Raw genomic sequence first — 23,237 nt, forward strand, 5'->3', positions numbered from 1 at the left:
AGCAGCGACATCCGTGCTAACAAGATGTCGCGACTCACTACTAGATATATGGCCTAATTCAGCAATTACAACTCTAAATTTTCCACTGGATAACCGAGTGCTTTAATATTCGCCTCGATTGACGCTTTATCACCCACGACCAATACCAGCATACTATTTAGATCTAACTGTTTTCTAGCCAGCTTATTCAATTCATCTTTGGTGATTGAATTGGTGATCTTGGTCTGTTGCTCGGTGAAGCTTGCATCGAGTTGATAACGCTGTATGCGGCGCATAAAGCCCGCTTTTTGATAGGGCGTCTCATAATCCAGTGCATTACCTTGGGAAATTGAGGCTCGCATAAATGCCACCTCTTCATCTGTCATTCCCGACTGGCTGTACTTGGTTATCTCATTAAAGAATTCCACCAAAGCCTTGGATGTGACATCCGTTCGCACACTGGCTTGGGCTTTAAAAACACCCTGTTCAATGCCACCGGCAAAGTAGCTACGGGCACCATAGGTATATCCTTTATCTTCACGTAGATTAAGGTTAATACGGCTATTGAATGCACCACCTAAAGCATAATTCATCAGATAAGATTTAAAATACTCTCCCGTTGCATCATAGGGCAGCGCACGCTTACCAATTTTTATCACAGATTGAGCCGCGCCGGGCTTATCTAAGATATAGATTTTGCCTCCCTGAAGTTTAGGTAAATCGGCCAATTTAGGCAGAGGAGTCGCTTCGCCTTTCCAATGACTAAGGCCAGCCAACTTAAGCATAATTTCAGATTCACTCAGATCACTCACCGCAATAATTTGTGCATTGCCGGCTCGATACTGCTTTTGATAGAAAGCTTTAACATCATCTAAGGTTAATGAAGACACTGACTCTAATGTACCGCTACCGCTCACTCCCAAAGGACTATGGCTGCCATACATCAAACTATCGAAGGCCGTATTGGCCAAGAAGTTAGGATCAGACATCATGTGCTGCAGGCTCTGCAACTGCTGCTGTTTGAGTCGGTCGAAATCTTCGGCCTTAAAGGCCGGCTCAAATAAACGCTCCTCCACGATTGCCAGAGTCTCATCTAGGTGAGAAGTCAGACTCGAGACTTTCACATAACTCTGATAAGCACTGGAACCGAAGCTGACGCTACTGCCTAGCATCTCTAATGCTTGAGCAAGCTCTTCTGAGCTGTGCTTCATACTCGATTCATTGAGCATGGCAGCGGTTAATCCCGCAAGCCCAGCCTCCTCGACAGGCACTAATCTATGGCCACCATTAAGATAGATGATAAGCTCCACCGTTGGAGTTTCCTCACTCTCGGTGCCCATGACCTGGATATTATTAGCCAATTTTCCAGTCCACAATGTTGGCACTTTAAGTACAGGTGCAGCTCCCACATCTGGCATTACTGTGCGATCGAAGTCTGAAACGATTTGCTCATGTGCAGCCACACCATCTACCGCAGTGGTAGATACAGATAACGCTGGAGGCGTGAACGTATCTTCGTGGGCAATCAGTTGCATTTGTCCCTCGGGGACCACGCTCATGACCACCATAGGTTTGTTCTTAATATACTTTTCAAACACACGCATCACATCGGCCTTAGTCACACTGGCATAGCGCTTAAGATCCGCTGAGATCATGTCTGGGTTACCGGAAAATGTCTGGTTAAAGGCTAAGGTAGCAACCTTGCCCGAGACACTCTGCAAACCGAAAACAGTCCCGGCTTCGAACTGCACTTTGACCTTTTTCAGGTCGTCATCGGTAACACCGCGCAGCTCAAATTCGGCTATAGATTGCATCATTAGCTTCTCTATGTCGGCTAAATTGCCTCCTTTGGCAGGATTTGCCAAGGCGTACATGGAGAACTGACAGGCCAACTCCTGACAAGGGTGACTCACACCAGCCTGAACCGCGAAGCCATCTTTGACTAGATTCTTGTAAAAAATTGAGGTCTTGCCACCCCCTAAGATATTAGACAGTAGATCTAGGGCTGCCTCATCCTTATGGCGGGCGTAAACCGTTGGAAAAGAGATGCGTAGCAAGGGAAGATGAACCTTATCTTCCATTGAGATATAGCGAGTCTTGTCTAAGGTCACTAAGTGCTTCTCAGCTGATTTAACTGCTGGACCTGCGGGGATCTCACCAAAATATTTGTTAACCCAAGCCAAGGTCTGGAATTCTTCAAAATCACCACCTATGGTAAGAGTGGCATTGTTGGGACCATACCAGCGTTGGAAGAAGTGCTTCACATCATCGAGACTGGCTCGTTCCAGATCATCCGGCCAACCTATGACAGGCCAAGAGTACTGATGAGTTTGAGGATAGAAAGCTTGATTAAATTTCTCCCCCATACGCCCGTAAGGCTGATTATCTATGCGCTGGGCTCTCTCGTTCTTAACTGTCTCACGCTGAACTTCGAACTTCTCTTCCGTTAAGGCCGGCAGGAAAAAACCCATACGATCAGACTCGAGCCAAAGCATTTTTTCTAGCTGGTTACTGGGCACTGTCTCGAAATAATTTGTTCTGTCGGTATTGGTGGTGCCATTAAGCGTACCACCTGCTTCGGTGACGGTTTTAAAATGCTGCTCGTCACCAACATGCTGCGAGCCCTGAAACATCATGTGCTCAAACAAGTGAGCAAAACCCGAACGGCCCTCAAACTCTCTGGCTGAGCCCACATGATAGGTCACATCCACATGGACTAATGGATCTGACTTGTCCTGATGGAGAATGACTATGAGTCCATTGGCAAGCTGGAACTTCTTGTAAGGAATGCCTATCTCAGACTCGGCCAGCTTAACCGTTTCTAATAGCGTCACTCCCGAAGGAAGATTTGATGGTGACTCCTGACTGGCACAACCCGCTAAGGCAGCGGAAATGGCTGCTGCTAATATCCATTTTTTCAATTTAAAATCCTTAATATCAAATTATCTGAAGTTATATTAAAACCAATCCAGTGCTATCTCAGCCCATAAGTGCTGAAGCATAAGCAGGCTATTTATAGCCAATGCGGGGTAAGACCGACAACGAATAAAAAATTAATCCACACATGAGTCCGTTTATAACCCCAGCTGGCAACTCATAAAATTCAAGCTACACATGGTCAATATTTATAACCCATGCAAGGCGAGACCAACAACCAATAAAATTCAAGTTACATCTTGCGTCGTTTATAACCCCTGCAGGGCGAAACCGACAAGACTGGCAACTAATAAACTCAAGCTACATCTTGTATCGTTTATAAACCCACCAGGACGAGACCGGCAAGCATAAAAATTAAAGCTACACATGGTCCATGTTATAACCAGTGCAAGGCGAGACCTACAAGACTGGCAACTAATAAACTCAAGCTACATCTTGTATCGTTTATAAACCCAGCAGGACGAGACCGGCAAGCATAAAAATTAAAGTTACACATGGTCCATGTTATAACCAGTGCAAGGTCAGCCCTGCGACTAATAAATAACGCACACTCTTACCGACTAAGATTATCAGAGTCGATTTGAGTAAGGGAAGTTTCATCCAGCCTGCTAATAAACACAAAAGGTCACCGATAACCGGCATCCAGGCTAACAATAAGGCCCAATAACCATATTTTTCGATGAGGCCCACAGAACGCTTGTATTTTCCTTTAGCCATCTCCTGTGGACTGCGGGCAAAACGACCTAAAGTCCCAAGATAATAGCTGGTTATCGATCCTAATGTATTTCCCACACTGGCAAGGATAACTAGGGCCAACCAGTTCGAAGTGTCATTATTTAATAAAGCTACCAGTAAAACTTCTGATCCACCTGGTAACAAGGTTGCGGCAATAAACGCCGCACTAAACATCAAGCATAACTCTGTCATAAAAGCTTACCTAATGAAAAAGCGTGATATTTTGTGATAAACCAAGAGATAAAAAGCCATGTTACTCAAGTGTTAACCCTTAAAGTTATTAAAACAAACTTAATTATCACAATAAGTTATAACGAAATCGGTTTGTTTTGCAAGTCACTCTGTCTATACAATGCGACATCGGATAATTGTCTGATCTAATTTTTTCTTAAAAGCTTAAGCTAGTGTTCGAGGCTTTTTGAACCTTAATAATAAAAATCACTTGGAATTACATGATGTGGCAAACCATTAAACAGATCCCCTTTTGGCAAAAAGTCTTAGCAGGCTTTTTTTTAGGGGCAATGATAGGTGTTATCTTTGGCGAATCAGCCACGATACTTAAACCTCTAGGCGACCTATTCATAGGTGCAATTAAGATGCTAGTGGCACCTTTGGTATTTTGTGCCATCGTTGTTAGCATCACAGCGCTAGGCTCACAGGTAAGCTTGAAGCGTTTAAGCTTTAAAACATTGGCCATGTTTATGTTTACCGGTACCTTAGCCTCCTTGATAGGGTTAACCGTAGGTTCACTTATCGACATGGGCGGCAGCATGGATCTGGTTGCTACTGAAGTCAGAGAGCGCAATGTCCCCGGCTTTGCACAAGTCTTGCTGGACATGATCCCAATTAACCCATTTGCTTCTCTGGCCGAAGGTAAGGTACTGCAAATCATCATATTTGCCGCCTTGATAGGCATAGCCATCAACAAGGTCGGTGAGAAGGCCGAGCCATTAAAACGCACTTTCGAAGCTGGTGCTGAGGTGATGTTTCAACTGACCCGTATGGTCTTGAAACTGACTCCTATCGGTGTCTTTGGCTTGATGGCCTGGGTCGTGGGTGAATATGGTCTGTCTACCTTACTGCCCTTAGGAAAGTTCATCGCAGCCATCTATATCGCAGCCTTTATCCATATCACCTTAGTCTATGGTGGCTTGATTAAATTTGTCGCCAAACTTAGCCCGATCCAGTTTTTCCGCAAAGCCCTGCCTGCACAAATTGTTGCATTTACCACAGCTTCCAGCTTCGGTACTCTGCCAGCCAGTACTCGCAGCACTGAGTCTATGGGTGTTTCGAAACGCTACGCCTCTTTCGTATTGCCCCTTGGCGCAACCATGAACATGGACGGCTGTGGCGGTATTTATCCGGCCATTGCAGCTATATTTATCGCTCAAATCTATGGCATCCACTTAGATATGACCGATTACATGCTTATCGCTGTGACTGCAACTGTAGCCTCTGTAGGCACGGCAGGTGTTCCAGGAAGTGCCATGGTCATGTTATCTGTGACTCTGGGTGTTGTGGGTTTACCCTTAGAAGGTATCGCCTTTATCGCCGCCATTGATCGTATTATCGATATGATGCGTACCTGCACCAATGTGACAGGCGATATGATGACAGCTGTGGTAATTGGCAAGTCTGAAGGACAACTAGATGAAAAGATGTTCTACGCCACAGAAGATAAGCCCCTAGAGCAAGAAGCAAGAAGTTAAGTCTGCCAATCCCTCTGTTAAAACAAGCCGCTTTCGCGGCTTGTTTTCGAATAGCCTGTTCAAAATCAGTCATATAGTATTATACTTACCGCATCTAGAAATCTGACTTGCAATACAGAAGGATACACAATGGCAAAAGTCTTTCTACTCCCTATTTTCCTTTGTCTCTTATGGACTATTTTTTTGCATTTCAACGGTGTACCCATTAAGCAAGGAAAGAAAGGTTTCATCTATATCATAGCCCATTAGCGCAACTGTTATCCTTTCACTCGGACTGCTACTTTGGGTTACTGCTGAGCAAAATATTCGCAGCTAATCTCTGCACTAAAATTATACTATTGGACTAAACGTTAAGTTTTAGCAGCTCAATGCTGTTCTTAATTCGCTATAGAATAGGGATTAATTGGAAATCTAGGCGCATTTATAGTATAAGCTCACACAAATCTGCTTTATCCCATTTCTAACCGTTAACTCTGGAACAAATCATGTCAGATAAGTTTTTCTTTATGGGGCGTAAAACTCCAAAACCTAAGCACGAAAGCTATGGCTTTAACACTAAACGCACCCAGAAATCTGGCACCAGTCAAAATCCACTGAATTTAACTGTGGTTTCAGATGAGCGTAAATTAGAGGTCGAGGCTATTCTTGAGCAGCATGGCTTATTGGCAAACATAGAAGTTAATGCCGATGGGGTTGAAGATATCATCGAACTAGATGGCATCTTAAACAAGCCTGTGACGGCTCGAATCGAGAAAACGCCCAACAGGAATGAGCCTTGCCCCTGTGGTAGCGCTAAGAAATATAAGAAGTGTTGTGGTTAAACAAACATAGTGCTCAAGGATGCATACTCAAGCTACTGAACTCTCTGAGACAGTGGCTTTATTTTTAGCCGTCAAATTTTATCAATCAAAGCCGCTATATTCCATTTTACTCGCAATCGAGCCAGATTTTTTATCCCTTAGAGCCAGGCTTATCAGGATCAATACAGATTAATTTAAGGCTCCAAGCCTATGTCTCGATACAAGTTCGCATTTCGGCTGCGATGAAGGTTAAACAGGAACTTCCTGATGGAGTCTTGTCCCTGACCTAAGCACTTAAACCTTGCCCCAAAAATATGACTATCGACTCTTACAGGCTCCAACTCCAGCTCGACTAGAATCTCATTAGGAAGGTGCAAGTTTAACACCTTGCCAAACAAGCTCTCTGTGGGATAGCTAACATCTTGCATACTCACCATGAGTCCCGTCGAAGAAAGAGATAAAATATTCACCTGTAACTTGTCTGCGTGATCCCAGAGAGTCACATCTAGGGGCATATTGACTCGCCAACTCCTATCCCGACCATTGGCATCAATCACCTCTGGCGTGCCTAAATTGGGCCTCAAGCCACCAAATTCATCTAATTCAAGCTGTAGGGGTATCCATAACTTATAATCTTGACCTTGTGCTAACAGAGTTAGATTTGATTGATTCAAGATAGCCACTAAGCCATTTGGGATTTGGGTTTGAACTGTGATTGTATGACACTGAGCCGGCTTGGCCTCGGCGGGACTTTCACAAAAGAGTTGTTTGAAAAAATTCACTTCATCTGTTGAGAAATCCATATCTAGTTCGATGTAAAAGAATGGTAACTTGATTATAAAATGTTCAAATTATGACTTCAATCAGCACAGGTTTAAACTGACCGTTTTTTACTAGTCTGGTTTCTATTTGTGATCTGTCTCACCTAAACCGCCTAGTTGACTCAATCGTTCGTTTATACAGAAAACCATGGAAGTACTGATTAAATAGGATTGAGGCCGACTGAAATGTAAAAGTATGGGTATTTAGCCTTATGACTTAACCTGATACTGATAGCTTAAAAATAAAAAAGCCCATCGAAAGATGGGCTTCAGGCAAACTCATGATTTATCCGAGTACAGCTATCAATACTCCGGCGGCGACTGCAGAGCCCAGTACACCGGCCACATTAGGACCCATGGCGTGCATCAAGAGATAATTATGTTGATTTGCTTCTAACCCCACCTTGTTAACTACTCTTGCAGCCATTGGCACTGCAGAGACTCCTGCGGCGCCAATCAAAGGGTTAATCTTACCACCTGACAACTTACTCATTAACTTAGCCATTAAGATGCCTGTCGCCGTACCTATGGCGAAAGCTATCGCACCAAGTACCAAGATGCCTAAGGTCTCGAGTTGAAGAAATTTATCGGCTGATAACTTAGAGCCAACAGCCAAACCCAGGAAGATGGTGACTATGTTGATAAGCTCATTTTGAGCCGTGTTCGATAATCTATCGACCACACCGGATTCCCGCATCAAGTTGCCGAGGCAGAACATGCCTACCAGAGGCGTCGCTGCTGGCAGAAACAAGATAGTTAATCCAAGCACCATGAGAGGAAAGATGATCTTCTCTTTCTTACTCACTTCACGTAGCTGCTCCATCTTTATCTGACGCTCAGATTCAGTGGTTAACAATCTCATGATAGGTGGCTGTATCAGAGGAACCAAGGCCATATAAGAATATGCCGCCACCGCAATGGCTCCCAAGAGCTCTGGCGCCAATTTAGACGCTAAAAAGATGGCGGTAGGACCGTCGGCACCACCTATGATCGCGATGGCGCCTGCATCTTTCATGGAAAATTCAAAACCTGGTACCCAATTAAGCGCTATTGCGCCGATTAAGGTAGCAAAAATACCGAACTGAGCCGCAGCGCCTAACAATAACATCTTAGGATTAGCGATTAATGCACCAAAATCGGTTAATGCACCGACGCCCATGAAGATAAGCAGAGGAAACACTCCGGTTTCTATGCCCACATGATAAGCAAGAAACAGTAAGCCTCCTTCATCGATGAAACCACCATTGGGAATATTGGCCAAGATAGCTCCGAACCCTATCGGCAATAATAACAGGGGCTCAAATCCCTTCACTATCGCCAAAAAGAGCAACAAGGCACCGACTGCCATCATAAAAACTTGGCCTGGGGTAAAATTAGCGATTCCCGATGCGGCCCAAAAAGCAATTAATCCTTCCATTGAGACTCCTAAGCTATGCCAAGTAATTGATGACCGACGGCGACCGAGTCACCCTCTTTGACCCATACCTTGCTGATCACCCCATCGGCTTCGGCGCGAACTTCTGTTTCCATCTTCATCGCTTCTAAGATGATCACCACATCTCCCTCTCGAACCGTATCCCCTAAAGCCACATTCACTTTGAAGATATTGCCAGACAGAGGGGCATTCATCTCAAGTTTAATCTCTGCTGCAGCTTGAACCGCTTTTGGCGCCACGAAAGGAACCACATTCTCACTGGAAACTATCTGACTGATATCACCACCAGGTGTGACCTCCACCACATAATTCTGCCCCTGAACATTCACAGTGTAAGTCTCTGAACCACGATCTGATACTGCAGCAGTTGGCGTAACTGGAGCCGTGACACTCTCCCCAGGTTTGGGCTCAAATGCATCGGGATTATTACGATTCTTGATAAATTTAAGGCCAATTTGCGGGAATAGTGCATAGGTCAGTACATCATCGATAGGCTCAATAGCGAGTTCAAGCCCTTGTGCATCGGCCTTCTGGTATAATTCGGCACTAAGCCTATCTAGCTCAGGTAGCAATAAATCCGCAGGGCGACAGGTTATCGCTTTCTCCCCTTTAAGCACGCGCGCTTGTAGCTCGGCATTAACTGGAGCTGGAGTGGCGCCATACTCACCTTTTAACACACCTTCGGTCTCTTTCGTCATCGACTTGTAGCGCTCGCCAGTCAATATATTGATAACCGCTTGAGTGCCGACTATTTGTGAGGTCGGCGTCACTAATGGCAGATAGCCAAGATCTTGCCTAACCTTAGGTATCTCTTCTAGCACTAGATCTAACTTGTCACCAGCGCCCTGCTCTTTGAGCTGGCTCTCCATGTTCGTTAGCATACCGCCGGGAACCTGAGCCCTGAGGATGCGAGAGTCAATGCCTTTGAGCTCACCTTCAAACTGCGCATATTTCTTACGTATGACCCTGAAGTAGGCGGCAATCTCTTCTAGCAAGGCCATATCGTATCCCGTAGCCCTGTCAGTCCCCTCTAGCATGGCCACTAAGGTTTCGGTGGCACTATGACCATAAGTCTGGCTCATGGAAGACACTGCGGTGTCGAGCACGTCGATACCGGCTTCGATGGCTTTAAGGTAAGTTGCTGTACTGAGTCCGGTTGTAGCATGACACTGCATCGAGACCAGTAGATCTGTCTGAGATTTTATTTGGCTTATCAAATCGAAGGCATCGTAAGGTTTTAATAGGCCGGCCATGTCTTTAATACACAGTGAATGACAACCCATGTCTTCCAGACGTTTCGCCATGTCGACCCAAGTATCTAAACTATGCACTGGGCTCGTAGTATAGGAAATGGTTCCCTGAGCGTGTCCACCAACTTCGACAACCGCCTTCACCGATGTTTCCAGGTTACGAACATCATTCATGGCATCGAATATTCGAAACACGTCGACACCGTTTGTATGGGCTCTCTCGACAAACTTATACACAAGATCATCGGCATAGTGACGATAACCGAGTAAATTCTGTCCCCTTAACAGCATCTGTTGAGGGGTATTTGGCATCGCCTTCTTTAGCTCACGCAAACGCTCCCAGGGATCTTCACCAAGATAACGAATACAGGAGTCAAACGTCGCACCTCCCCATGACTCCAGAGACCAAAAACCAACCTTATCTAGTTTGGATGCTATGGGGAGCATATCCTCCAGACGAAGGCGGGTGGCGAGAATTGATTGATGTGCATCTCTTAAGACAACATCAGTTAATGCAAGTGGATTGCTCATAAAAACTCCCTACTAATATTATTATGCTTTAGCGCGATATTGGTGGATAGCCGCAGTGATCACCGCGACAATTTTTGGGTCCACCCCTCCATCCTGGGTACTTTCATTCTCTGTCGTCCTTGTTGCTTTTTCTTGGGGCAAAGGAGCAAATTTCATTGCCACCAATTTAATGCACAAGATAAGTACGATCAGAAATACAAAGACTAGGCCCATACCTAAAAACATGATGCCTACGGCTTGGGTAATTTGCTCAGGTATCGAGTTCATATCATCCTCAGTATTAACAGAATCTTACATGGATCGCGGCATCTCTACTTAAACTAGAAAAAACGAATACAAATATTATAATTTCAACTATCTATTCACTTCTGGGCTGTTTCTTTATTACTAAAAAGATGAGGAAAGCCGCCTAAATAAGCATTAAATGAGTTTAACGATAAAAATAGTAACCAATTTATAACAAAATAGCTAGATACTTGTAAATTGGTCATACCAATGTAATTAAATAAAACCCAAAGAGGTTACGATTCAACAATAATATGATTGAAAAAATGATGATTACACAATCAATTAACCGATTAACGAAAACAATAGTTAAAGTGGATGAATGTGATCAGAAAGTGAATGTAGAAAAAACAACAAAAACAGCTGAAAGTGAGAACATATGCACTTAAGAGTCAAAATAAGCAATGTAGAAGGATAATAGAGAGGAATTATAGGCACAAAAAAACCCGTAGACAGTGTCTACGGGTTTATTTGTAATGGCGGAGAAGGAGGGATTCGAACCCTCGATGGGATTTAAAGCCCATACTCCCTTAGCAGGGGAGCGCCTTCGGCCACTCGGCCACCTCTCCGAAAATCACACAAACGAGTAAATGGTGCGGATGGGAGGAGTCGAACCTCCGACCGCCTGGTTCGTAGCCAGGTACTCTATCCAGCTGAGCTACATCCGCAAATCTCGTTTTACTTAATTTATCAATCAAACAAGAATGAAAAATTAATTATTCCAGTCGATAAATCAACTAGACATTTAATATGGTGCGGATGGGAGGAGTCGAACCTCCGACCGCCTGGTTCGTAGCCAGGTACTCTATCCAGCTGAGCTACATCCGCACAAATAAAACTTTACTACTTTTACATTATATTGATTAGTGCGAATGGTAAGAGCCGAACTTACAAACGCTTGGTTCGTAGCCAGATACTCTATCTAGCTGAACTAGATCCGCACAAATATAACTTTTCTACTTTTAGATTACATGGTGCGAATGGTAAGAGCCGAACCTACAAACACTTGGTTCGTAGCCAGATACTCTATCCAGCTGAGCTAGATCCGCAACGCGTTTCAATATTTTTCGTCATTTTACAAAATGGTGCGGATGGGAGGAGTCGAACCTCCGACCGCCTGGTTCGTAGCCAGGTACTCTATCCAGCTGAGCTACATCCGCATATTTTGTACTCATGTTACCTTAACAGATAACACTATCCCAACTTACCTAAATATCAAGAGATTAGGTAAGGGACAAAAAAGCCCGAAGACGTTGTCTACGGGCTTATTTGTAATGGCGGAGAAGGAGGGATTCGAACCCTCGATGGGATTTAAAGCCCATACTCCCTTAGCAGGGGAGCGCCTTCGGCCACTCGGCCACCTCTCCGAAAATCACACAAACGAGTAAATGGTGCGGATGGGAGGAGTCGAACCTCCGACCGCCTGGTTCGTAGCCAGGTACTCTATCCAGCTGAGCTACATCCGCAAATCTCGTTTTACTTAATTTCTCAATCAAACAAGAATGAAAAATTAATTATTCCAGTCGATAAATCAACTAGATATTTAATATGGTGCGGATGGGAGGAGTCGAACCTCCGACCGCCTGGTTCGTAGCCAGGTACTCTATCCAGCTGAGCTACATCCGCACAAATAAAACTTTACTACTTTTACATTATATTGATTGGTGTCAATGGGAAGAGTCGAACCTACAAACACTTGGTTCGTAGCCAGTACTCTATCCAGCTGAACTAGATCCGCACAAATAAAACTTTACTACTTTTAGATTACATGGTGCGAATGGTAAGAGCCGAACTTACAAACGCTTGGTTCGTAGCCAGATACTCTATCTAGCTGAACTAGATCCGCACAAATAAAACTTTGCTGCTTTAACATTATATTGAATGGTGCGGATGGGAGGAGTCGAACCTCCGACCGCCTGGTTCGTAGCCAGGTACTCTATCCAGCTGAGCTACATCCGCAACGCGTTTCAATATTTTTCGTCATCTTACAAAATGGTGCGGATGGGAGGAGTCGAACCTCCGACCGCCTGGTTCGTAGCCAGGTACTCTATCCAGCTGAGCTACATCCGCATATTTTGTACTCATGTTACCTTAACAGATAACACTATCCCAACTTACCTAAATATCAAGAGATTAGGTAAGGGACAAAAAAGCCCGAAGACGTTGTCTACGGGCTTATTTGTAATGGCGGAGAAGGAGGGATTCGAACCCTCGATGGGATTTAAAGCCCATACTCCCTTAGCAGGGGAGCGCCTTCGGCCACTCGGCCACCTCTCCGAAAATCACACAAACGAGTAAATGGTGCGGATGGGAGGAGTCGAACCTCCGACCGCCTGGTTCGTAGCCAGGTACTCTATCCAGCTGAGCTACATCCGCAAATCTCGTTTTACTTAATTTCTCAATCAAACAAGAATGAAAAATTAATTATTCCAGTCGATAAATCAACTAGATATTTAATATGGTGCGGATGGGAGGAGTCGAACCTCCGACCGCCTGGTTCGTAGCCAGGTACTCTATCCAGCTGAGCTACATCCGCACAAATAAAACTTTACTACTTTTAGATTACATGGTGCGAATCGGAAGAGTCGAACCTACAAACACTTGGTTCGTAGCCAATACTCTATCCAGCCAAACTAGATTCGCACAAATAAAACTTTACTACTTTTACATTATATTGAATGGTGCGGATGGGAGGAGTCGAACCTCCGACCGCCTGGTTCGTAGCCAGGTACTCTATCCAGCTGAGCTACATCCGCAACGCGTTTCAATATTTCCCGTCATCTTACAAAATGGTGCGGATGGGAGGAGTCGAACCTCCGACCGCCTGGTTCGTAGCCAGGTACTCTATCCAGCTGAGCTACATCCGCATCGTATTTGCAAGTAAGAAATGGCGGAGAAGGAGGGATTCGAACCCTCGATGGGATTTAAAGCCCATACTCCCTTAGCAGGGGAGCGCCTTCGGCCACTCGGCCACCTCTCCGTTTCTTGGCGCACATATTACTGTTTGACGAAAATAAGTCAAACCATTTCTTAGAAAGGATTTCTGTTTGAGCTGTTTTTAAACAGATCTATCAGATATCAAACAAACTCTGTATAAATAACCGCATTAAAACAATAAAAACGTTAATAGAAAAAATAACACTCAGACAAAACTAAAAGCCAGAAACAAAAAAAGCCAGTTAAAAACTGACTCTTCTATTTAAGAGATAACTCTTAAGACATTTAAGGCTAGAAATTTCCGCCTTCTGACCCATTGCCTAATTTTTCAGACTGAATACGCTGATAAATTTCTTCACGATGCACAGATACTTCTTTAGGTGCATTAACACCGATGCGCACTTGATTACCCTTAACGCCTAAAACAGTGACAGTCACTTCGTCACCAATCATCAGTGTTTCACCAACACGACGAGTCAATATCAGCATTCGTTTACTCCTTTAGTTCTAAATTTAGCTTTATACGATATCATTCCGTTATATGCTTATTATAAGGTTAGCTTAGTACAAATTAATAGTACCCAAGTGCAAAACCACGATACAAATACACTTAATTTAAGTCAAAAACGTGATCTAGTCCTCGAACAGCGCTCTATAAAGCTAGAACCTTGAGTCCAGCGGGTAACTCGTATTAAACCATGGGAGTTAAATGAACATTAAATCACCTTCCCCACCAAGGATACGCACCCCACATAAGCACACGAGGTTAACACTTACCGATTGACCATAACAAAGTTTGCACCAATCGCTTAATTAAGTTCACTGCTAACTGGATAACTTCACGGTTAAGCTTTCAGCCAATCAAACTCAAAACGTATTTTTTATCCAAATTTTATTCACAATAGATATTCTTCTCACCTCTGTCCACTAGATAGTCACGACTAGAGGCTATAAAGCCTGCTAGAGAGTATTAAAAAAGGCGCTATATACATATAGCGCCTTTTACTTACGTTAGGTCAGATATTTAAAACTATCGCCTCACGTGTGGATTAATAGCTTCATAAGCTTTAGCTAAGGTCTTAACTTATGCCAAGCGTTCCTGTAACCAGGATGCCACTTGATTGAGGGCAGCATCTAAGTTCTCCGGCTTACTTCCGCCAGCTTGAGCCATATCAGGGCGTCCGCCACCTTTACCACCAACCTGAGCCGCGATATTAGCCACCAACTCACCAGCCTTCACTTTCGAGGTCAGATCTTTAGTCACACCTACAATCAAGTTAACCTTAGCGTCACCTGCAATACCCAGTACTACAATACCTGAACCTAGCTTTTGCTTTAACTCGTCCAGCAGTCCTCTTAACGCACCAGGCTCGACGCCATCGAGCTTCTTAATTAAAACTTTAACGCCGTTAATCTCTTGAGCTTCACCGGCTAAGTCTGCACTTGTTGCAGCTGCAAGCTTATCCTTTAGCTGAGATAACTCTTTCTCAAGCTGTTTCGTACGATCCAGCTGCGCCTTAAGCTTAGTCACAACAGAGCCAGCATCTGCCTTGAGTAACTTGGCAGCTTTATCTAACTCAGATTTTTGACCAGCCACATAGGCCATTGCTGCGGCACCAGTCACAGCTTCGATACGGCGTATACCCGCCGCAATACCAGCTTCAGAGGTAATTTTAAACAAACCTATATCACCGGTACGTCCTACATGAGTACCACCACAGAGTTCGATTGAGAAGTCTCCCATGGTAACGACACGGACTTCATCGGCATACTTCTCGCCGAACAGGGCCATTGCACCCTTATCTTTTGCCGCATCGATAGTCATGACTTGGGCTGTCAATTCATGATTGCAACGGATCTGGGTATTAACTAAGTCTTCAACGGCTTGCAGCTCTTCGGGCTTAACCCCTTCAAAATGCGAGAAATCGAAGCGTAAACGTTCAGGGTCGACCAAGGAACCTTTCTGGCTCACATGTGTACCGAGTAACTGACGTAGCGCAGCATGAAGCAAGTGAGTCACTGAATGGTTAAGCTCGGTGCGCTGACGCAGCGCCTTATCGACACTAGCCTCCAGGGACTGACCAAGGGACAAACTTCCCGTCTTCAAGGTGCCAATATGACCGATTGCTTGACCATATTTTTGGGTATCTTTGACGATAAAGTCGAATCCAGCCGCACTTAAGGTACCGCTATCACCGCTTTGACCGCCAGACTCACCATAAAAAGGTGTGGTATCGAGCACAACAACGGCCTCTTCGCCGGCGTTTATCTCAGTAACAGATTCGCCTTCTTTATATATGGCAGTAATTTTGGCATTCGAAACGAGATCCAAATAACCTGAAAACTCAGTCTCTTCATCAATCTTTAGTGAATCGTTGTAATCGGTCGCGAACTGACCCGCCGCTTGTGCACGTTTTCTTTGCTCTGACATAGCAAGTTCAAAACCTGCTTCATCTACGGTTATTTCGCGTTCACGACAAACATCAGCAGTCAGATCCACCGGGAAACCATAGGTATCATAGAGTTTGAAAGCCGTCTCGCCATCGAGAACTTTCCCTGTAAGGGCGTTAAGGGCGCCGTCTAAGATCCCTAGACCACGCTCAAGAGTACGAGCAAACTGTTCCTCTTCGGCCTTCAATGATTTAACCACTATGTCTTGAGTTTCTACTAAGCCCTTAGCTGCGTCGCCCATAACCAGGATTAAGGTTGGCACTAACTTATAGAAGAAGGAATCCGTTGCACCTAACTTATTACCATGACGTACCGCACGACGTATGATGCGACGAAGTACATAACCTCGACCTTCGTTAGATGGCATAACACCATCAGCAATTAAGAATGCACATGAACGAATATGATCTGAGATAACTCTTAAGGATTTATTTTCTAAGTCGGTAACAGCTAATATTTCGGCAGTTTTCTTGATCAAGGCCTGGAAAATATCAATTTCATAGTTAGAGTGAACGCCTTGCATGATGGCCGCAATACGCTCAATTCCCATGCCTGTGTCGACAGAAGGCTTAGGAAGCGCCAGCATGTCACCATTGGACTGACGGTTGTATTGCATGAAGACTATGTTCCAGATCTCGATAAATCTATCACCATCTTCTTCTGGCGTACCAGGGCGACCACCCCAGATATGTTCGCCGTGATCATAGAAAATTTCAGAACATGGACCACAAGGACCCGTGTCTCCCATCTGCCAGAAGTTATCCGACGCGTAAGGGGCACCTTTGTTATCCCCTATGCGGATCAGGTTATCCTCCGAAACACCTATCTCTTTAGTCCAAATATCATAGGCTTCGTTATCAGTCTCATAGATGGTGACGCACAGACGTTCTTTAGGGATTTTTAACTCTTGTGTCAGGAAGTTCCACGCATATGTGATCGCTTCACGCTTAAAATAATCACCAAAGCTAAAATTACCTAACATCTCAAAGAAAGTATGATGACGTGCAGTGTAACCTACGTTGTCTAAATCATTATGTTTACCGCCGGCGCGTACACAGCGCTGAGACGAGGTAGCACGAGTGTAATTACGCTTATCTTCACCCAGAAATACGTCTTTAAACTGGTTCATACCCGCGTTGGTAAAGAGCAAAGTAGGATCATTAACAGGGACCAGTGAACTGCTGTCCACAACCTGATGACCATTTTTGTGGAAATACTCCAAGAAAGCAGTTCTTAGTGCTGCAGTGGTTTGATACATGAAATCACCCTGAATTGAGATTACTTAAATTATTGGCACTGTGTTGGACGATTAGTTAATCGAATCGACAATCGTTATTCAACACACACTTGCGCTATTTTGAGGCGTATTATAAGCAGTCTAAAGAATAATACCAATCGGTATAAGAAGGTGGTCAACTCAGAGTTATTTTTGGCTGCTTAATTCAAGGCGAAAGAGTGAGGCAATGGTGATCCCTTTTGAACTCATTCAACACAGAAGTAGGCTGCCAAAAACACTCCTGAAGGCGAGTTTTTGCACTTCCGATACGGCGTTAACGAGCTTAAACGTAGAATAACTATGTTCCTCACTCGTTGCTAGCAACATGGATGTTGTGAATGTCATTTATGCAGGAGCAATTAATGACCTTGCCTCTGAAGCGCTAAACTCTCGCTGAGTGACCACACCTTTATAGCGATTGGTATAATAACCAGAGTTTTAGGGGGGGTATTGCACGAAATGAAGATAGAGTGTGAAAAATATGGCTTTAATAGCGGATGAACATGATTGATCGTTAAAGCAATAGTATTCCAGTGTGAGGCAATTTGAACTTAAGCGAAACCTTCTTCGCCATCATCTGTATTGATATATTGTGAGTGGTGACTGGTACCCATGGCCCTTATTCATATGCAGATAATAATCGCGGCACGCTAGTTGCGAAACCGCGATCTAGTGGGCCAAATAGCCCACCGAGTTACTTATATTCTATCCCTTGAGAATAAACTCTTCTCTAGAATACTTCACCAGTCTCGAGGTCAACATTCTCATCACCTGCAGCTGACTCAGCCGCATCGGGAGATGCGAGTAACATACCACGCAGTGTAGTTTCGATTTCAGCAGAAATTTCAGGATGTTCAGTTAAGTACTTACCTGCATTTGCACGGCCCTGGCCTATTTTATTGCCTTTATAGCTGTACCAAGCACCCGCTTTCTCTACTAATTTATGTATCACACCAAGGTCGACGAGTTCACCCGTACGGTTGATGCCTTTGCCATAAAGAATTTGGAATTCCGCCTGTTTAAATGGTGCTGCGATCTTGTTCTTAACCACTTTAACGCGAGTCTCGTTACCGATAACTTCGTCACGATCTTTGATTGCACCGATACGGCGAATATCGAGGCGAACAGAAGCATAAAACTTAAGTGCGTTACCACCTGTGGTGGTTTCAGGGTTACCGAACATGACACCAATCTTCATACGGATCTGGTTGATAAAGATAAGCATGGTATTGGTTTGCTTCAGGTTACCAGCGAGCTTACGCATCGCCTGGCTCATCATACGAGCAGCAAGTCCCATATGTGAATCACCAATTTCACCTTCAATCTCAGCTTTCGGCGTTAAAGCCGCAACCGAATCGACAACGATGACATCAACAGCACCTGAACGAGTCAAGGCATCACAAATCTCTAACGCTTGCTCACCCGTATCTGGTTGAGAACAAAGTAGGTTATCAATATCTACACCTAGCTTTTTAGCATATATAGGGTCTAAGGCATGCTCTGCATCGATAAAGGCACACACTCTACCTTGGCGTTGTGCAGCAGCAATGACCTCTAGGGTCAGTGTTGTCTTACCAGAAGATTCTGGTCCATAAATCTCAACGATACGTCCTAAAGGAAGTCCGCCGGCACCCAGTGCTACATCTAAAGAAAGTGATCCCGTAGAGATGGTCTCAACATCCATCGAGCGGTTCTCGCCCAGTTTCATGATAGAGCCTTTACCGAACTGTTTCTCGATCTGACTTAAAACGGCATTCAGTGCTTTCTCTTTGTTCGCATCAATCTTCATTCCGATATCCTCTTCGTGCATAATCTAAGTCACGGCAACAACGCCGATATAAACTTGTGACAACTCCGTTATTTGAGCTAAGAAAACTTTATCCTGCTCGAATAGGGGCCTCAATATGCAACTAGTATACTGTACAATCATACAGTATCAAGTACTGTTGATGATTATTTTTTTCTAGCCATATTTACTCAATTAGAAGCACTTGTTAACGAAGAAAAATTCAATCTGACTATTTATTTTTTAAACACGCAACTGACTCAAAAAATTGTTAATATTGGCGACATATTTTAAGGCTGCTCCGATGGAGCATCTTGCCTGTTCAATACCTCATAGAAGAAACGAGCTGTAGATGAATCCAATCGACACCCAAAACCTAGAAAAACACACACCTATGATGCGTCAATACTTGACGCTCAAGGCCGAAAACCCTGAAATGTTATTATTTTACCGTATGGGTGACTTCTACGAGCTCTTCTATGACGATGCAAAGAGAGCATCTGAACTCTTAGGCATTTCACTCACCGCACGTGGCAAGAGTGGTGGCGATCCAATCCCTATGGCTGGACTGCCCTATCACGCAGTCGAAGGTTATCTCGCCAAGCTGGTTCAACTTAGGGTCTCTGTCGCCATCTGTGAACAGATCGGCGATCCAGCCACCTCTAAGGGGCCGGTTGAACGCAAGGTCGTTCGTCTCGTCACACCAGGAACCTTGACCGACGAAGCCTTACTGCAAGAGAGGCAAGATAACCTGCTTGCTGCTGTATATCATGGTAAGGCAGGCTTTGGTTATGCCACCTTAGACTTAAGCTCTGGCCGTTTCGTGGTCAGTGAATTGGAGAGCAGAGAAGCATTAGAGGCTGAGCTACAACGTACTAGTCCAGCCGAGTTACTCTATAGTGAAGACTTCAGCGAGATGTCCCTGATCACAAGATTCAATGGCAAGCGCAGACGCCCGGAATGGGAATTCGATTTCGACACTTCCCGTAAACTCCTTTTAGATCAATTTAAGACCAAAGATCTACGTGGTTTCGGCCTGGAAAATGCGCGTTTATCGCTGCAGGCGGCTGGTTGCCTGATGCAGTATGTTAAAGATACTCAAAGAACTGCCCTGCCCCACATCAACTCTATCGTACGATTCAATCAAGACGACAGTATCGTGCTCGATGCCGCCACAAGAAGAAACTTAGAGCTGACAATCAACCTACAAGGTGGACGTGAAAATACCCTATCTGCGATATTAGATAATACGACAACCCCTATGGGCAGTCGCATGTTGCAGCGCTGGCTCCACGAACCTTTGAGAGATCGCCAACAAATAGAATCTCGTTTAGGTGCCCTCACCGAGTTGCTCGACAGCGGCCTGTTTGACAACCTGACTCCACATTTAAAAGCACTAGGTGATATAGAACGAATCACCGCCAGACTCGCACTGAGAAGTGCCAGACCCAGGGATTTTTCTCGCCTAAAACAGGCATTATCAGTACTGCCAGAGATTCAGCAACTTCTCGCCAGTTGCCAGTCACCACATCTCAAACGTCTAGCGACGATTATGAGTGAATTCCCCGATGAACTCGCTCTGCTCGACAGGGCAATTATAGATAATCCACCTATGCTAATCCGCGATGGTGGAGTCCTAAGAGATGGTTACAATGAGGAGCTTGATCAGTGGCGCGCCTTGAGCAAGGGGGCAACGGATTACCTTAAAGAATTAGAGGCTCGCGAGAAAGAGTCAACCGGTATCTCTACCCTTAAAGTCGGCTATAACCGAGTTCACGGTTACTATATCGAAGTCAGTCGCCGGGAATCTGATCTTGTGCCTCTGAGTTATCAGCGCAGACAGACCCTAAAGAATACCGAACGTTACATAGTTGCCGAATTGAAAGAACATGAAGAGAAGGTACTCTCCAGTCAAGGCAAGGCTCTGGCACTGGAAAAGCAACTTTGGGAGCAGTTATTCGATCTTATTTTACCAAAACTTCATGAGTTACAACTATTCGCTCAGGGCGCAGCAGAGCTGGATGTCATTAGCAATTTTGCCGAGCGCGCCGAGACCCTGAACTATCGCTGCCCGACACTCACTGACATCTCAGGTATACATATAGAATCGGGCCGTCATCCTGTGGTTGAGCAAGTGAGTCAAAGCCCCTTCATCGCCAATCCCGTGACCTTAAATTCGACACGAAAAATGCTAATCGTCACTGGGCCAAACATGGGCGGTAAGTCTACCTATATGAGGCAAGTTGCCTTAATCACCCTTATGGCGCACATTGGCTCCTATGTTCCGGCCCAAGAGGCTGTCATAGGTCCAGTGGATCGCATTTTTACTCGAATAGGTGCATCGGATGATCTCGCTTCTGGCCGCTCAACCTTCATGGTCGAAATGACAGAAACAGCAAATATTCTTCATAATGCCACGACTCAAAGTCTGGTATTAATGGATGAAATTGGTCGAGGAACATCCACATACGATGGACTATCACTGGCCTGGTCCGCTGCCGAATACCTGGCAGAGAAAATAGGAGCCATGACACTGTTTGCAACCCACTATTTCGAGCTCACTCAGCTACCTGATCTCATCGACAATGTAGAAAATGTCCATCTTGATGCCATAGAACATGGAGATACCATAGTCTTCATGCATGCGGTACAAGAAGGCGCCGCAAGTAAGAGCTACGGCTTGCAGGTTGCCGCTCTAGCTGGAGTACCCGCTAGAGTCATAGCAGCAGCAAAACATAAACTGCATCACTTAGAGAGCCGTGATAGCAAGGACGCCAACCATGAGCCATCGCAGCAAACTATGGTCTTTCCTGAGCAAAAAATATCGCAAGTGGAAGATGCTCTCCAAAGTATTAACCCTGATGACCTCAGCCCGAAACAAGCCTTAGAGATATTGTACAGGCTCAAACAACTGACTTAGGAATATGGCGATGAAGGAGATGTCTGAAGGTGTAAGGGGCATCTTTAGCCATGGACTCTAAAAAGAAAGAGTGGGATAAGCCTTTCTTTACAAGAGTCCCTATACAAAAAGCGCACTAAAAAGTGCGCTTTTTTTGTAGTAATATTGATATGTGATGCTTACCACTATTGGTTAAGACTATTAGCTCAGTCCATTAACTCAGTCTATAAACTAAAGCTAATTGCTAAGTCTAGATTCTGGCCTTAACTTAAAAATCTAATCACGAATGCATCAATAGAAATTGTCATCCCAAAGATAATCAGGCTTCCTCAAATAAATACTTTCATTATCATAATGCGTGAGGCTAGCCTTTACCTTTACTCTGAGATTAACAATCAAAAAGTGACAACTAACTCTTAAAGATGGCCTCTACCGATAAGCCCTGGGCACCGAGTAAGTCTTTAAGACGTTTTAAAGCTTCAACTTGAATCTGACGTACACGCTCCCGCGTTAGCCCTATCTCTTTACCCACATTCTCTAGGGTAGATGGCTCATACCCCAACAAACCAAAACGGCGTGCTAGCACTTCTCTTTGTTTGGTATTGAGTTCATCGAGCCACTTAACCACAGACTTTGACATATCTTCGTCTTGAACTTTGTAATCAGGACCGACACTGTCATCAGCGGCAAGTACATCGAGCAAGGCTTTGTCATTGTCTCCACCTAATGGCGTATCAACCGAAGTGATCCTTTCATTAAGTTTCAACATGCGACTAACATCAGAGCTAGGCAGATCCAATTTAGCTGCGATCTCTTCCGCAGTAGGTTCATGATCTAACTTGTGTGCTAGTTCTCTTGCTGTACGCAAATATACATTGAGTTCTTTAACTACATGGATAGGCAAACGAATAGTTCTGGTTTGATTCATGATGGCGCGTTCGATGGTTTGTCTAATCCACCAAGTCGCATAGGTAGAAAATCTGAAGCCTCTTTCAGGATCAAATTTCTCGACCGCTCGGATCAAGCCTAAATTGCCCTCTTCAATAAGATCAAGCAATGCGAGTCCACGGTTGTTATAGCGACGAGCTATCTTAACAACGAGTCTAAGATTGCTTTCAATCATGCGGTTACGTGACTTACCACAGCCTTTTAACGATTTACGAGAAAAATACACTTCCTCTTCTGCGCTCAGCAAAGGGGAAAAACCAATCTCGCCTAAATACAACTGAGTTGCATCCAGATTTTTCTGTAGATCATCCTGAACCTGCTGTTCAAGCTCTGCTTCTTGTAACTTTTTTCCTTTTTTTGTTTGTGTTTTAGACTCGTTTTTTGACAAGTCCACCAACGGCTCCGCTATTGCGGTACTGATTCTACGACCCATAAAATGATCTCCCAAATTTTCAATT

Annotated in this window: 13 protein-coding genes, 15 tRNA genes and 1 pseudogene; 4 read left to right on the forward strand and 25 right to left on the reverse strand. The window is 44.5% G+C overall.

Annotation, left to right across the window (positions count from 1 at the left end; all coding sequences use genetic code 11):
• Nucleotides 1–65 precede the first annotated feature (65 nt).
• Both SVI_RS14825 and SVI_RS14830 read right to left on the reverse strand, forming a co-directional pair.
• Nucleotides 66–2,900: a M16 family metallopeptidase gene (locus tag SVI_RS14825; protein ID WP_013052421.1), complete on the reverse strand. Its 2,835-nt coding sequence runs from the start codon at nucleotides 2,898–2,900 to the stop codon at nucleotides 66–68.
• Nucleotides 2,901–3,420: 520 nt separating this feature from the next.
• Nucleotides 3,421–3,843, reverse strand: a complete 423-nt coding sequence (locus tag SVI_RS14830) for a YqaA family protein (RefSeq protein ID WP_013052422.1) — start codon at nucleotides 3,841–3,843, stop codon at nucleotides 3,421–3,423.
• 260 nt (nucleotides 3,844–4,103) lie between these two features.
• Between SVI_RS14830 and SVI_RS14835 the strand changes: the two genes are divergently transcribed.
• The 3 genes and pseudogenes from SVI_RS14835 to SVI_RS14845 all read left to right on the forward strand — a co-directional run bounded on the left by SVI_RS14835 (nucleotide 4,104) and on the right by SVI_RS14845 (nucleotide 6,181).
• Nucleotides 4,104–5,360: a dicarboxylate/amino acid:cation symporter gene (locus SVI_RS14835; protein WP_013052423.1), complete on the forward strand. Its 1,257-nt coding sequence runs from the start codon at nucleotides 4,104–4,106 to the stop codon at nucleotides 5,358–5,360.
• 129 nt (nucleotides 5,361–5,489) lie between these two features.
• A pseudogene (locus SVI_RS14840) lies at nucleotides 5,490–5,676 on the forward strand (hypothetical protein).
• Nucleotides 5,677–5,845: 169 nt separating this feature from the next.
• Entirely contained in the window at nucleotides 5,846–6,181 is a 336-nt protein-coding gene (locus SVI_RS14845) for a PBPRA1643 family SWIM/SEC-C metal-binding motif protein (RefSeq protein ID WP_013052424.1), read from the forward strand.
• Between the two features lie 173 nt (nucleotides 6,182–6,354).
• On the opposite strand, the gene SVI_RS14850 is transcribed toward SVI_RS14845, so the two are convergent.
• The 22 genes from SVI_RS14850 to recA form a co-directional block, all read right to left on the reverse strand.
• Nucleotides 6,355–6,963, reverse strand: coding sequence for a hypothetical protein (locus SVI_RS14850; RefSeq protein WP_041419997.1), 609 nt, complete (start codon nucleotides 6,961–6,963; stop codon nucleotides 6,355–6,357).
• A gap of 304 nt (nucleotides 6,964–7,267) precedes the next feature.
• A complete protein-coding gene (locus SVI_RS14855) occupies nucleotides 7,268–8,398 on the reverse strand; it encodes a sodium ion-translocating decarboxylase subunit beta (RefSeq protein WP_013052427.1) in 1,131 nt (376 codons plus the stop codon).
• Between the two features lie 8 nt (nucleotides 8,399–8,406).
• Nucleotides 8,407–10,197: a sodium-extruding oxaloacetate decarboxylase subunit alpha gene (oadA, locus tag SVI_RS14860; RefSeq protein WP_013052428.1), complete on the reverse strand. Its 1,791-nt coding sequence runs from the start codon at nucleotides 10,195–10,197 to the stop codon at nucleotides 8,407–8,409.
• Nucleotides 10,198–10,218: 21 nt separating this feature from the next.
• Complete coding sequence (locus tag SVI_RS14865; protein WP_013052429.1) at nucleotides 10,219–10,464, reverse strand: OadG family protein; 246 nt, start codon at nucleotides 10,462–10,464, stop codon at nucleotides 10,219–10,221.
• Between the two features lie 495 nt (nucleotides 10,465–10,959).
• A tRNA-Ser gene (locus SVI_RS14870) sits at nucleotides 10,960–11,051 on the reverse strand.
• A 22-nt stretch (nucleotides 11,052–11,073) separates the two neighbouring features.
• Nucleotides 11,074–11,150, reverse strand: a tRNA-Arg gene (locus tag SVI_RS14875).
• An 83-nt stretch (nucleotides 11,151–11,233) separates the two neighbouring features.
• Nucleotides 11,234–11,310 (reverse strand) — tRNA-Arg (locus tag SVI_RS14880).
• A gap of 255 nt (nucleotides 11,311–11,565) precedes the next feature.
• A tRNA-Arg gene (locus SVI_RS14885) sits at nucleotides 11,566–11,642 on the reverse strand.
• A 115-nt stretch (nucleotides 11,643–11,757) separates the two neighbouring features.
• Nucleotides 11,758–11,849, reverse strand: a tRNA-Ser gene (locus tag SVI_RS14890).
• Nucleotides 11,850–11,871: 22 nt separating this feature from the next.
• Nucleotides 11,872–11,948, reverse strand: a tRNA-Arg gene (locus SVI_RS14895).
• A gap of 83 nt (nucleotides 11,949–12,031) precedes the next feature.
• A tRNA-Arg gene (locus SVI_RS14900) sits at nucleotides 12,032–12,108 on the reverse strand.
• 256 nt (nucleotides 12,109–12,364) lie between these two features.
• A tRNA-Arg gene (locus SVI_RS14910) sits at nucleotides 12,365–12,441 on the reverse strand.
• 34 nt (nucleotides 12,442–12,475) lie between these two features.
• Nucleotides 12,476–12,552 (reverse strand) — tRNA-Arg (locus SVI_RS14915).
• A gap of 115 nt (nucleotides 12,553–12,667) precedes the next feature.
• Nucleotides 12,668–12,759: transfer RNA gene (locus tag SVI_RS14920), tRNA-Ser, on the reverse strand.
• Nucleotides 12,760–12,781: 22 nt separating this feature from the next.
• Nucleotides 12,782–12,858 (reverse strand) — tRNA-Arg (locus SVI_RS14925).
• An 83-nt stretch (nucleotides 12,859–12,941) separates the two neighbouring features.
• A tRNA-Arg gene (locus tag SVI_RS14930) sits at nucleotides 12,942–13,018 on the reverse strand.
• A 143-nt stretch (nucleotides 13,019–13,161) separates the two neighbouring features.
• Nucleotides 13,162–13,238, reverse strand: a tRNA-Arg gene (locus tag SVI_RS14935).
• Nucleotides 13,239–13,272: 34 nt separating this feature from the next.
• Nucleotides 13,273–13,349: transfer RNA gene (locus SVI_RS14940), tRNA-Arg, on the reverse strand.
• Between the two features lie 21 nt (nucleotides 13,350–13,370).
• A tRNA-Ser gene (locus SVI_RS14945) sits at nucleotides 13,371–13,462 on the reverse strand.
• Between the two features lie 248 nt (nucleotides 13,463–13,710).
• The gene (csrA, locus tag SVI_RS14950; RefSeq protein WP_013052431.1) at nucleotides 13,711–13,908 is read right to left on the reverse strand and encodes a carbon storage regulator CsrA; all 198 of its coding nucleotides are present in this window, start codon (nucleotides 13,906–13,908) and stop codon (nucleotides 13,711–13,713) included.
• 595 nt (nucleotides 13,909–14,503) lie between these two features.
• Complete coding sequence (gene alaS / locus SVI_RS14955; protein ID WP_013052432.1) at nucleotides 14,504–17,128, reverse strand: alanine--tRNA ligase; 2,625 nt, start codon at nucleotides 17,126–17,128, stop codon at nucleotides 14,504–14,506.
• 748 nt (nucleotides 17,129–17,876) lie between these two features.
• A complete protein-coding gene (gene recA / locus SVI_RS14960) occupies nucleotides 17,877–18,935 on the reverse strand; it encodes a recombinase RecA (protein ID WP_013052433.1) in 1,059 nt (352 codons plus the stop codon).
• 349 nt (nucleotides 18,936–19,284) lie between these two features.
• Here recA and mutS point away from each other — a divergent pair, with 349 nt between their 5' ends.
• A complete protein-coding gene (mutS, locus tag SVI_RS14965; RefSeq protein WP_013052434.1) occupies nucleotides 19,285–21,852 on the forward strand; it encodes a DNA mismatch repair protein MutS in 2,568 nt (855 codons plus the stop codon).
• 388 nt (nucleotides 21,853–22,240) lie between these two features.
• Here mutS and rpoS read toward each other — a convergent pair whose 3' ends face one another.
• Nucleotides 22,241–23,212, reverse strand: a complete 972-nt coding sequence (gene rpoS, locus SVI_RS14970; protein WP_041419998.1) for an RNA polymerase sigma factor RpoS — start codon at nucleotides 23,210–23,212, stop codon at nucleotides 22,241–22,243.
• Nucleotides 23,213–23,237: the final 25 nt, after the last annotated feature.

The organism is Shewanella violacea DSS12 (genome assembly GCF_000091325.1).
Taxonomy (GTDB): Bacteria; Pseudomonadota; Gammaproteobacteria; order Enterobacterales; family Shewanellaceae; genus Shewanella; species Shewanella violacea.